The sequence below is a fragment of the Streptomyces solitudinis genome, assembly GCF_036323765.1.
Lineage (GTDB): Bacteria > Actinomycetota > Actinomycetes > Streptomycetales > Streptomycetaceae > Streptomyces.
In genome coordinates, this window is record NZ_JAZDCW010000007.1 from 121,754 (window position 1) to 133,082 (window position 11,329).

The following is an 11,329-nucleotide window of genomic DNA, read 5'->3' on the forward strand; positions in this document are numbered from 1 at the left end:
CGGGCCAGGGCGGGCCCGCCCGGCGCGGCGGCGGACGCCGCGTCAGGCGGCGTCGCGCAGCAGCTCGGTCAGCAGGCGCACGGCTCCCCGCTTGTGCAGGGGTTCGTTCCCGTTGCCGCACTTGGGGGACTGGATGCACGACGGGCAGCCGCTCTCGCACTCGCAGGACGCGATGGCCTCCCGGGTGGCGGTGAGCCACGCGCGGGCCGTGTGGAAGGCGCGCTCGGCGAACCCGGCACCGCCGGGGTGGCCGTCGTAGACGAAGACGGTGGGCAGCAGCGTGTCCGGGTGCAGGGCGACGGAGACACCGCCGATGTCCCAGCGGTCGCAGGTGGCGAAGAGCGGCAGCATGCCGATCGAGGCGTGCTCGGCGGCGTGCAGCGCCCCCGGCAGCACCTCGGCGGCGATCCCGGCCGCGTCGAGCTGCTCCTCGGTGACCGTCCACCACACGGCGCGGGTGCGCAGGGTGCGCGGCGGCAGGTCGAGGCGCGTCTCGCCCAGCACCTCCCCGGTGATCAGCTTGCGCCGCAGGTAGGAGACGACCTGGTTGGTGACCTCGACCGAGCCGAAGCACAGCCGCGCCGCCCCCCACGCCACCCGCGTGGTCGTCTCCAGCACGGTGACGGCCGTGGTGTCCCGGGCCAGGGTCGTCCACGGCGGGCTGGCCTCCTCCACCAGCGCCACGGGCCCCCCGGGCTCGTCGAGGCCGAGGTGCCGCACGACGTAGCTGCTGCCGCGGTGGAGGTGGACGGCGCCCTCGTGCACGGTCGTGTGCGCGGCGGCCGCGTCCACCGTGCCCAGCAGCCGTCCGGTGCCCTCCTCGACGACCTGCACGGGACGCCCGCCCTGTCCCCGGATGTCGGCGAGGTCGGCGGCGCGGCGGCGGCTGGTCCAGTACCAGGCGGCGCCCCTGCGCCGCAGCAGCCCGCGCTGTTCGAGCTGCGGCAGCAGCTCGGCGGCGGCGGGGGAGAACAGGGCGAGGTCGGTCTCGGTCAGCGGGATCTCCGCGGCCGCCGCGCACAGGTGCGGAGCCAGGACGTAGGGGTTGTCCGGGTCGAGCACGGTGCTCTCCACCGGCCGGCGGAAGATCGCCTCGGGATGGTGGACGAGATAGGTGTCCAGCGGGTCGTCGCGGGCCACCAGGACGGCCAGCGCGCCCTGCCCGCGGCGTCCGGCCCGTCCGGCCTGCTGCCACAGGGAGGCCCGGGTTCCGGGATAACCGGCCAGCAGCACCGCGTCGAGCCCGGAGACGTCCACTCCGAGTTCCAGCGCGGTGGTCGCGGCGAGCCCCAGGAGCTCACCGGAGTGCAGCGCCCGCTCCAGGGCACGGCGCTCCTCGGGCAGGTAACCGCCCCGGTAGGCGGCGACACGCCCGGGCAGCGAGCGGTCCACCTCGGCCAGCCGCTCCCGGGCGAGCAGGGCGATCAGCTCGGCGCCGCGCCGCGAGCGTACGAAGGCCACTGTGCGGACGCCACCGGCCGCGAGGTCGGTCAGCAGGTCGGCGGTCTCGGCCGTGGCCGTCCGCCGCACCGGGGCGCCGCGCTCGCCGCGCAGCTCGGTCAGCGGGGGCTCCCACAGGGCGAAGACGAGTTCGCCGCGCGGGGAGGCGTCCTCGGTGATCTCGGTGACGGGGAGCCCGGTCAGCCGCGCCGCGGCCCTCCCGGGTTCGGCTGCCGTGGCCGAGGCCAGCAGGAACGCGGGCTCGGCGCCGTAGCGGGCCGCGACGCGGCGCAGCCGGCGCAGTACGTGGGCCACGTGGGAGCCGAACACCCCGCGGTAGGTGTGGCACTCGTCGACGACGACGTAGCGCAGGGCGCGCAGGAAGGAGGCCCAGCGGGCGTGTCCGGGGAGGATGCCGCGGTGCAGCATGTCCGGGTTGGTCAGCACGTAGTTGGCGTGCCGCCGCACCCACTCGCGCTCCTCGGGCGGGGTGTCGCCGTCGTACACGGCGGCCCGCACCGCGGTGCCCAGCGGTGCGGCCAGCCCGGCCAGGGCGCGGCGCTGGTCCGCGGCGAGCGCCTTGGTGGGCGACAGGTACAGCGCGGTCGCGCCGCGCCCGCCCGGCTGCCCGGCGCCGTCCAGCAGCGCGCTGAGCACCGGAACCGCGTAGGCGAGCGACTTGCCGGACGCGGTCCCGGTGGCCACCACCACCGACTCGCCCGCCAGCGCGCGTTCCGCCGTGCGCGCCTGGTGCTCCCACGGACGGCCGATGCCGGAGGCGGTCACGGCGTCGACCACTTCCGGCCGAATCAGGGCAGGCCAGTCCGCATGACGGCCCGGCCGAGGGGGCAAGTGCTCCGTATGGGTGATGCGCGCAGCCCGCGCCGGACCCGCGGCGAGCTGTGCGAGCACCGAGCGGGGCGGTACGGAGTCCGGGCGCGGCCCGGCGGGGCGGCTGGCGCCGCGCTGCTTGCCGGCGTCGTCGGCGTTGCTGGCCATCGGCACCGAGTGTGTCACTGGTGCGACGGACAATGGCGGCAAGGCGTCGTGCACGCTCGCAGTGAAGTGATTGAATGCCCCTGCGGCTGCCGATCCATGGGGGGCGACCGCTCGTAGCAAGGTGCTGGAGGAGATCCGTGGACCTGTCCTTGTCGACCCGGACCGTCGGCGATCGCACGATCGTCGACGTTGGCGGCGAGATCGATGTGTACACCGCGCCCAAGCTGCGGGAGCAGCTCGTGGAGCTGGTGAATGATGGAAACTTCCACCTCGTCGTGGATATGGAGCGTGTCGAGTTCCTCGACTCCACCGGGCTCGGTGTGCTGGTCGGTGGGCTCAAGCGCGTGCGGGCCCACGAGGGCTCGCTGCGCCTGGTCTGCAACCAGGAGCGCATCCTCAAGATTTTCCGGATCACCGGCCTGACGAAGGTGTTCCCGATCCACAACTCGGTGGATGAGGCCGTTTCGGCGACCGACTGACGGCGCGTCACGCCGACACACGCCACTTCACGACCCAGAGCCTGCGCTCCAGGGGGTAACGGGCGCCAGGCCCGCCCCCTGGACTACGCACCCGTACCACTCTCCAGGGGGGATGGCATGGCCACCGTCGAACTGCGTTTCAGCGCGCTGCCCGAGCACGTGCGCACGGCCCGGCTCGTCGCCGCCGCCGTCGCCCGCCGTGCGGGGGTCGACGAGGCCGTGCTGGACGAGGTCCGACTGGCCGTCGGTGAGGCGTGCAGCCGCGCCGTGGGACTGCACCAGAGCGGTGGACTGGAGTCGCCGGTGCGGGTCTCCCTGACGGAGGACGAGAAGTCCTTCTCCATCGAGGTCGGCGACGACGTCCCCGTGGCCGCGCCCCAGCTCGTGCCCGGCGCCCGGGACGAGCGGTCGGCCGCAGTGGCGGAACCGGCTGCCGAGGTCGACATGGGCCTCGCGGTGATCAGTGGCCTCGTGGACGACGTGGAGGTCACCGCCGACGAGCGCGGCGGCCTCATCCGCATGTCCTGGCCCACCACTCCGGCGGCCGTCCTCCCCTGACCGGGCGCGGTGCCGCCCGCCCCGCCCGCCGGCTGACGCCGACGGGCGCTGCCCTGTGCCCTGTGCTCGGTCGCCGTCCCCAGGTGTCCTCCTCCCGCGCCGCCGCCCGGCGCTGAACCGCCCCCCGGTCCCGCCCTCGCTCCCGCCCCGCGTGCTGCCGGGCAGCCGCCGCGCGCACCATGCTCCGCGCGCCGCGCCGTGTGCTGCGGCCGGGGCGGCGCGAGGCGCCTTCCGCCAGGCCGGTCTTCGGCCGTCCGCTGCCGCCTCCCCGGCCCGGCGGACGGGGCGCCGTCCCGCCGCCTCGGCGCCTGCCGCGCCCCCGCCGAGGGCCCCTGCCCGCGGGCGGCTGTCCGCGCCGCGCCCGGGCCCCGCCCCCGGAAAACGCAGCTCAGCAGGTTGTCTCCGGCGTTTTTGCGGCGTTTCGAAGATCGACAATAAGATCATTATCCCAGGGTCAGTGCATTTTGCTGTTTCCTCCTTGTGGGCGAATTCCCGGGCCGCCTCTCTTTTGATCTTCCCTGGTGCGGGCCATTTCCCGTCACCGCGCCCTGTTTCAAAGCCCGGCTGGTCCCTAGAATCCGTCCACATCTCTTCAGCAACGCCTGTCACCGCGCGTCGGTATTCCCCGACCGGGAGCAGCCGAGCGCGCCCACGCGCCAACGTCAAGGAGGACGAATGGCGGGGCAACTCACCCCACTTCACGCTCATCACCAACTGGCCGCCGACGCTGTGCTCACTTCGGGGAACCGCGGCCTGGTGCTGGTGATCGCCGCCATCGCCGCGGCGGCCCTCGCCGTCGCGGTGGTCCTGCTGCGCCAGGTGCTCGCGGCCGGTGAGGGCACGGACGGCATGAGGAAGATCGCGGCGGCCGTGCAGGAAGGCGCCAACGCCTATCTCGCCCGGCAACTGCGCACCCTCGGCGTATTCGCCGTCGTCGTGTTCTTCCTGCTCATGCTGCTGCCCGCGGACGACATGAACCAGCGCCTCGGCCGTTCGCTGTTCTTCCTGGTCGGCGCGGCCTTCTCGGCCGGTACCGGCTACATCGGCATGTGGCTCGCGGTGCGCAGCAACGTGCGCGTGGCTGCGGCCGCCCGTGAGGCGAGTTCCGGCGTGGGGGAGCCGGAAAAGGACCTCACGGCCGTCGCGCACCGGGCGATGAAGATCGCTTTCCGCACCGGCGGTGTCGTCGGCATGTTCACGGTCGGGCTCGGCCTGCTGGGCGCCGCCTGCGTGGTGCTCGTGTACGCGGCCGACGCGCCCAAGGTGCTGGAGGGCTTCGGCCTGGGCGCCGCGCTCATCGCGATGTTCATGCGCGTCGGCGGCGGCATCTTCACGAAGGCCGCGGACGTCGGCGCGGACCTGGTCGGAAAGGTCGAGCAGGGCATCCCGGAGGACGACCCGCGCAACGCCGCCACGATCGCCGACAACGTCGGGGACAACGTCGGGGACTGCGCGGGCATGGCCGCCGACCTGTTCGAGTCCTACGCCGTCGTCCTGGTGGCCAGCCTGATCCTGGGCACCGTGGCCTTCGGGGACGCGGGCCTCGCGTTCCCGCTCATCGTCCCGGCCATCGGCGTCGTCACCGCCGTCATCGGTGTCTTCGTGGTCGCGCCCCGGCGTACCGACCGCAGCGGCATGACGGCCATCAACCGCGGGTTCTTCGTCTCGGCCGTGATCTCGCTGATCCTCGTCGCGGCGGCCTCGTACGCCTACCTGCCCGGCACCTTCGCCGAGCTGTCCAACGTCGGGGACGAGGAGATCGCCGCGCACAGCGGGGACCCGCGCGTGATCGCCCTCGTCGCGGTGGCCATCGGCATCGTGCTGGCGGCGCTCATCCAGCAGCTCACCGGCTACTTCACCGAGACCACCCGCAAGCCGGTGCGGGACGTGGGCCGCTCCTCGCTGACGGGCCCGGCGACGGTCGTGCTGTCGGGCATCTCGCTGGGTCTGGAGTCCGCCGTCTACACGGCGCTGCTCATCGGGCTGAGCGTCTACGGCGCCTTCCTGCTGGGCGGCGCGTCGGTCATGCTGGCGCTGTTCGCCGTGGCCCTGGCCGGCACCGGCCTGCTGACGACCGTCGGCGTCATCGTGGCCATGGACACCTTCGGGCCGGTATCGGACAACGCGCAGGGCATCGCGGAGATGTCCGGCGACGTGCAGGGCGCCGGTGCCCAGGTCCTCACGGACCTGGACGCCGTCGGCAACACGACCAAGGCCATCACCAAGGGCATCGCCATCGCCACCGCCGTGCTGGCCGCGGCGGCGCTGTTCGGGTCCTACCGCGAGGCGTTCGAGACGGCGGCGGCCGAGGTCGGCGCCCGCGTCGACGAACTGGGCCTGAGCCTGGACATCGCGCAGCCGAACAACCTCGTCGGTCTCATCCTCGGCGCCGCGGTGGTGTTCCTGTTCTCCGGACTGGCCATCAGCGCCGTGTCCCGCTCGGCGGGCGCGGTGGTCTACGAGGTGCGGCGGCAGTTCCGCGAGCACCCCGGGATCATGGACTACACGGAGAAGCCGGAGTACGGGCGCGTCGTGGACATCTGCACCAGGGACGCCCTGCGGGAGCTGGCCACGCCGGGACTGCTCGCGGTCATGGCGCCCATCGCCGTCGGCTTCTCCCTGGGCGTGGGCGCGCTGGCCGCGTTCCTGGCGGGGGCCATCGGCACCGGCCTCCTCATGGCCGTCTTCCTCGCCAACTCCGGCGGGGCGTGGGACAACGCCAAGAAGCTGGTCGAGGACGGGCACCACGGTGGCAAGGGCAGTGAGGCGCACGCCGCCACCGTCATCGGCGACACCGTCGGCGACCCGTTCAAGGACACGGCGGGCCCGGCGATCAACCCGCTGCTGAAGGTGATGAACCTGGTGGCGCTGCTGATCGCCCCGGCGATCGTGACGCTGTCCTACGGCGACGACGCCAGCGCGGGGGCCCGCGCGGTCGTGGCGGTGGTGGCCCTGACCGTCATCGTGGCCTCCGTGTACGTGTCCAAGCGGCGTGGTTCCGTGATGGAGGACGGCGGGACGCCACAGCAGGAGCGGGTGGCGCCGGCGGATCCGGTCTCCGCACCCTGACCGGGCGCGGGGCCGGCGTCACGGCCGGTCCCGCGCGGCGGTTCCCTGCCACCGGGCGGGTGGCGCGTCCACGGACGCGCCACCCGCCCGCGTCGCTCCCGGCTGCCCGCAGTCCACGGCCCGCCGCCCGCTGCCCGGCACGCGGTGTCGCCGTGGTGCGAATGGCTGTTTCGCCGGGCGAAACGGGCGAACCGTGCGCCCGGCTCGTCGCCGGTGCCTCTCCGGCGTGTATCTTCCGGGCCGGTAGCCACGAAGGGATGGATCAACCGGTGAACAAGAAGCTTGCCCTGGCCCTGTGCACCAGCGCGGTCCTCGCTGCGACGGCGACCGGCTGCGGTGACGACACCGACGAGCAGACCGACGCCTGGGCGGAGAAGGTGTGCAGCCAGGTGGAGCCGCAGGCCGAGAAGATCAAGAACGCCAACGCCGCCATCTCCGAGGTGAGCGGCGAGGACAGCCCGCCCGCCGAGGTGCAGAAGGCGGACTCGCAGGCGTTCCAGCAGCTGTCGGAGGCGTACGGCGCGCTGGCGCAGGCCGTGAACAAGGCGGGGGACCCGCCGGTGGACAACGGCGCGGAGCTGCGCGAGAACGCGGTGCAGGAGCTGAACGACATCAGCGACGCCTACGCCGGGCTCAAGAAGCGCGTCGACGGGCTGGACGTGAAGGACCAGGGGGAGTTCGCCGACGGCCTCAACGGCATCGTCGAGGAGCTGAACCAGCTCGGCCAGGGCGGGGACGACGCGCTGAACGACCTCCAGTCGGGTGAACTGGGCCAGGCCATGTCCGAGCAGGACGGCTGCCGTCGGCCCGGCGCGAGCGGCGGCGAGGAGTCCCCTGACGCCTCCTGACCCGCGTACCGGCGGCCGACCACCACAATGGACCCGTGAGACCCGTGAGTACGCACCTGCCGTCCGCTGACCGCTCCACGACCACGCGGCTGCGCGAGGCGTTCCTGACGTCCGGCTTCACCGTCGACGGTCTCCTGGAACTCCTCGGCGCGCCCGCCTACGCCGCCCTCGCCCGCAGCGAGACCGTTCCCGCCCTGCGCGCCACCCGCGGCGGGGAGCCGCTGGAGACGCTGGTGCGCCTCTTCCTGCTCCAGCAGTCCGTGCCGCGCGCCCGGGTGGAGGCGGCGCTGCCGCTGGCCGCCGCGCTGGACGGCGGCTGGCTCCGCCCGGCGGACGGCCCGCCCGCCGCCGGGGACGCCGCCCCGGCCGGGGACGCCGTGCGGGCCACAGTGGACGTCCGCCCCTACGGCGGTCCGGAGGGCCAGGACTGGTGGATCGTCTCCGACCTGGGGTGTGCGGTCGGCGGTGCCAGCGGCATCGGCAACCGCCGCGCGGACGTCGTCCTGGGCGTCGGCGGGGCGTCCACCACCCTCGCCGGTGTCACCGTGCGCACGCCCGTGCGGCGCGCCCTGGACCTGGGCACCGGTTCGGGCATCCAGGCGCTGCACGCCGCCCGGCACGCCACCCGCGTGACCGCCACCGACGTCAACCCGCGGGCCCTGCGCTGCGCCGCCCTCACCCTGGCGCTGTCCGGCGCGGCGGAGGCCGACCTGCGCGAGGGCTCCCTCTACGAGCCGGTCGCCGCCGACGAGCCGTACGACCTGATCGTCTCCAACCCGCCCTTCGTCATCACGCCGCGCGGCGCGGCCGGGGACCGGCTGGTCTACCGGGACGCCGGGCTGTCCGGCGACGACCTGTGCCGCACGCTGGTGCGCGGCGCCGCCGACCGGCTGGCCGAGGGCGGCTTCTGCCAGCTGCTGGGCAACTGGCAGCACGTGGCGGGTGAGGACTGGCGCGAGCGGCTGCGCTCGTGGGTGCCGCCGGGCTGCGACGCGTGGATCGTGCAGCGCGAGGTGCAGGACGTCACGCAGTACGCGGAGCTGTGGCTGCGCGACGCGGGCGACCACCACGCCGAGCCGGGCGACGGCCGGGCGGACGCGGACGCCCGGCGGGCGTACGCCGCCCGCTACGACGCCTGGCTGGAGGAGTTCGAGCGCACCGGGACCGATGCCGTGGGCTTCGGCTGGATCACGCTGCGCAGGTCCGGCGCCGCACAGCCGTCGGTGACCGTCGAGGAGTGGCCGCACCCCGTGGAGCAGCCGCTGGGCGACACCGTGCGGGCGCACTTCGCACGGCGGGACTTCCTGCGCGCCCATGACGACGCCGCGCTGCTCGGCACGCGGTTCCACCTCGCGGAGGGCGTGCTCCAGGAGCAGATCGGGCCGCCGGGGGCCGAGGACCCCGAGCACGTCGTCCTGCGGCAGGCCCGGGGGATGCGCCGCGCCACGCAGGTGGACACCGTCGGGGCCGGGTTCGCGGGGGTGTGCGACGGTTCGCTGCCCGCCGGACGCATCCTGGACGCCATCGCCCAGCTCGTCGGTGAGGACGCAGCCGTGCTGCGCGACCGTACGCCGCAGGCCATCCGGCTCCTGGTCGAACAGGGGTTCCTCCTCCCCGAAACCGGTCGGTAGCGGAACCGGCCGTCGGCCGTTCACCGGGTGTTCGAATCCCGGCAGCCGGGTGCTGCCACGCTTCGCCGCCATGGAGAGTGCACCCGCGGCCTTCGCCGGAGCCGTCTGCGGCCTGTTCGGCGCCGCCCTGCTGCTGTGGACGGCCGCCCGCGCCCGCCACGGCCGTCCGGTCGTGGCCGGGCCCCTGCCCGTCACCCAGCCCGCCGCCGCCCTGCTGGCCCTGCTCGTCTCGCTGGCGTTCCTCGGCACCGGGGTGTGGCTGCTGGCGAACCTGTGAGACGCCGGTGGCCCGGCGCTTCCGCGGACACGCCGGGGGAGCGCCGGGCCACCGGCCGGCCGGTGCGGGCCGGTGCCGGTGTTCCGGGAGCGGTGTCAGCCGTCTCCTGGTCCTGCCCGGCCCGCGGCCCTGGTCAAGCCCTGTCTCAGCCCTTGAGGACGCGGCCCTGGGCGTCCGTGCGGTCGTTGCTGGTCAGGAAGAGGATGCCGTCGATCAGGGCCCAGACGCCCAGGCCGCCGCAGGTGAGGAGCTGTGCGATGGCCATGCCGGTGTGCCCGGTGTAGAACCGGCCGATGCCGAGGCCGCCCAGCAGGATCTGGAGGATGCCCGCGGTGACCTTGGACTTGTCGGAGTAGGGCTGGCCGTTGGGGGCGGTGCCGGTGAACGCCATCTGTGGTGCTCCTTCTGAACGGACCTGAGCGGACGCGGCAGGGAGCCGGGTCCGCCGCCGCGCGGGGACGTACGGCGCGGCGGCGATCATGACGACTCGCCTCCGTCCGGCGCGGTTGTGCACTGGACAGGTCCGTGACAAAAGCGTGACCGAAAATGGACGCGCAGACCGGTCAGGAACGAGCGAATCCGGCCAAGCCGCCGCGGTCACCGCTGTGCTGGGGCGGCCCGGAGCGGGCACCGCTCACGGCGGTGTGCGGGCAGCCGCGGTGGCGCGGGGCTACGGCTGACCCGTGACGTTGCGGAGCACCGTCCACGCCACCGCGAGGGCCACCACGGCGATCGTCGCCCGGGTGCCGAGGGCGGGCCGGTACCGCCGGCCGCGCAGCCCTTCGAGCAGCCAGCGGCCGCCGAGGTAGGCGGCGGCCGGGACGCCGAGGGTGAGCAGGGCGGCGTTGTCCGCGAAGGCGGCGGCGAGGTCGCCGTGCAGCAGGTCGTACGCCATCCGAGTGCCGCCGCAGCCCGGACAGTCGAGGCCGGTCAGCCAGTTGACGGGGCAGCGCGGCAGGAGCTGCCCCGGGTCGTGCGGGTCCGTGCCGTAGAGGTACACCGCCCCCGCGCCGCCGGCCGCGAGTGCGGCCAGCGGCGCCACGGCCGGAGGGAGCCGGCGGGTGCGGCGGGTCCGGAGCGTCACCACGGGTCAGCTGCGCAGGATGCGGCCCTGGGCGTCGGTCGCGTCGTCCTTGGTCAGGATGAGGATGCCGTCGATCAGGGCCCAGATGCCCAGGCCGCCGCAGGTGAGGAGCTGTGCGATGGCCATGCCGGTGTGCCCGGTGTAGAACCGGCCGATGCCCAGGCTGCCGATGAGGAGCTGGAGCACGCCCGCGACGACCTTGGACTTGTCCGAGTAGGGGCGGCCGTAGGGGTCGTAGCCGTAGGGCGCGTTCGGGTCACCCGTGTAGGCGCCCGGCGGGACGGCGCCGGGGGGCGGCGGCGGGGCCTGCGGGTAGCCGTAAGCGGGCTGGCCCGCCTGACCGGGCTGGCCGTAGGGACCGGGCTGGCCGGGCTGGCCGTACGGGTTCTCCTGCGGCTGGCCGTACGGATTCTGCTGCGGGTCTGACACGTTCTTTCCCCCGAGGTGTGCGTTTGGGGACGGCGAATGACGCGGCCATACTGCCAGCAGGGCACGGTCGGCAGGAACGGCGGCCGCCGGGCCGCCGGTCCCGCACCGGCCGGTGCGGGCCGCGCACCGGGCCCGGGGCGGGCGGGGCGCGGTGCGGCGCGAACCGGGTGCGGTGCGGTTCGCCGCGTCCCGCTTGCGGGCATTCTGGGTAGTGTCGGTCCAGGTCGGCGGCCGGGACGGGGCCCGTCTCCCACGGCCGTCTTCGGCGCCGAGCGGCGACAAGGTGACAAGTCGGGTTACCGTTCGAGTGGCGTTGCGGTCTTTTCCCGTTTGACAGGAGAGCGGGAGGTACCGTCACACTCCGACCCATCAGCGCAGCGCCCCGTACGCCGCGCCGGACGGGTGTGCGGCTGGCACGTGCCGCTCCTCCCGCAGCCGCGAGGAGGCACCGCAGCACCGCACGACCGGGCCGTACCGGCCGGGCCGCACCACGAGCCGTACGACCACGCCGCACC

11 protein-coding genes are annotated in these 11,329 nt (G+C 74.2%); 6 read left to right on the forward strand and 5 right to left on the reverse strand.

The genetic code is table 11. The features are described 5' to 3' along the window. Positions 1 to 42 precede the first annotated feature (42 nt). On the reverse strand, positions 43 to 2,439 hold the full coding sequence (locus V1J52_RS19175) for a DEAD/DEAH box helicase (protein WP_443075869.1): 2,397 nt from the start codon (positions 2,437 to 2,439) through the stop codon (positions 43 to 45). A 137-nt stretch (positions 2,440 to 2,576) separates the two neighbouring features. On the opposite strand from V1J52_RS19175, the gene V1J52_RS19180 reads away from it, so the two are divergent. From V1J52_RS19180 to V1J52_RS19205, 6 genes are all read left to right on the forward strand, one after another. Then, entirely contained in the window at positions 2,577 to 2,918 is a 342-nt protein-coding gene (locus V1J52_RS19180) for an STAS domain-containing protein (protein ID WP_330141114.1), read from the forward strand. A gap of 117 nt (positions 2,919 to 3,035) precedes the next feature. After that, positions 3,036 to 3,476, forward strand: a complete 441-nt coding sequence (locus V1J52_RS19185; protein ID WP_330141115.1) for an ATP-binding protein — start codon at positions 3,036 to 3,038, stop codon at positions 3,474 to 3,476. A gap of 675 nt (positions 3,477 to 4,151) precedes the next feature. Then, positions 4,152 to 6,545 (forward strand): sodium-translocating pyrophosphatase, encoded by a 2,394-nt coding sequence (locus V1J52_RS19190; RefSeq protein ID WP_330141116.1) that lies wholly within the window; start codon positions 4,152 to 4,154, stop codon positions 6,543 to 6,545. Positions 6,546 to 6,814: 269 nt separating this feature from the next. Continuing rightward, positions 6,815 to 7,393, forward strand: a complete 579-nt coding sequence (locus tag V1J52_RS19195; RefSeq protein ID WP_330141117.1) for a small secreted protein — start codon at positions 6,815 to 6,817, stop codon at positions 7,391 to 7,393. A gap of 44 nt (positions 7,394 to 7,437) precedes the next feature. Then, positions 7,438 to 9,024 (forward strand): DUF7059 domain-containing protein, encoded by a 1,587-nt coding sequence (locus tag V1J52_RS19200; RefSeq protein ID WP_330141257.1) that lies wholly within the window; start codon positions 7,438 to 7,440, stop codon positions 9,022 to 9,024. Between the two features lie 70 nt (positions 9,025 to 9,094). Beyond that, positions 9,095 to 9,301: a hypothetical protein gene (locus V1J52_RS19205; RefSeq protein WP_330141118.1), complete on the forward strand. Its 207-nt coding sequence runs from the start codon at positions 9,095 to 9,097 to the stop codon at positions 9,299 to 9,301. Positions 9,302 to 9,446: 145 nt separating this feature from the next. Here the strand turns inward: V1J52_RS19205 and V1J52_RS19210 are convergent, their stop codons facing one another. The 4 genes from V1J52_RS19210 to V1J52_RS19225 form a co-directional block, all read right to left on the reverse strand. Then, positions 9,447 to 9,692, reverse strand: coding sequence for a TM2 domain-containing protein (locus tag V1J52_RS19210; RefSeq protein ID WP_330141119.1), 246 nt, complete (start codon positions 9,690 to 9,692; stop codon positions 9,447 to 9,449). Between the two features lie 279 nt (positions 9,693 to 9,971). Then, positions 9,972 to 10,388 carry a DUF2752 domain-containing protein gene (locus V1J52_RS19215; RefSeq protein ID WP_330141120.1) on the reverse strand — a complete coding sequence of 139 codons (417 nt, stop codon included), beginning with the start codon at positions 10,386 to 10,388 and terminating at the stop codon, positions 9,972 to 9,974. Between the two features lie 3 nt (positions 10,389 to 10,391). Beyond that, positions 10,392 to 10,814, reverse strand: coding sequence for a TM2 domain-containing protein (locus V1J52_RS19220; RefSeq protein WP_330141121.1), 423 nt, complete (start codon positions 10,812 to 10,814; stop codon positions 10,392 to 10,394). Between the two features lie 369 nt (positions 10,815 to 11,183). Next, entirely contained in the window at positions 11,184 to 11,321 is a 138-nt protein-coding gene (locus V1J52_RS19225) for a hypothetical protein (RefSeq protein WP_330141122.1), read from the reverse strand. Positions 11,322 to 11,329 lie beyond the last annotated feature (8 nt).

What these genes read in the sequence shown, in the direction of transcription:
- V1J52_RS19175 (WP_443075869.1), bottom strand. Translation starts at nt 2,439, where the DNA reads ATGGCCAGCAACGCCGACGACGCCGGCAAGCAGCGCGGCGCCAGCCGC.
- V1J52_RS19185 (WP_330141115.1), top strand. Translation starts at nt 3,036, where the DNA reads ATGGCCACCGTCGAACTGCGTTTCAGCGCGCTGCCCGAGCACGTGCGC.
- V1J52_RS19190 (WP_330141116.1), top strand. Translation starts at nt 4,152, where the DNA reads ATGGCGGGGCAACTCACCCCACTTCACGCTCATCACCAACTGGCCGCC.
- V1J52_RS19205 (WP_330141118.1), top strand. Translation starts at nt 9,095, where the DNA reads ATGGAGAGTGCACCCGCGGCCTTCGCCGGAGCCGTCTGCGGCCTGTTC.
- V1J52_RS19210 (WP_330141119.1), bottom strand. Translation starts at nt 9,692, where the DNA reads ATGGCGTTCACCGGCACCGCCCCCAACGGCCAGCCCTACTCCGACAAG.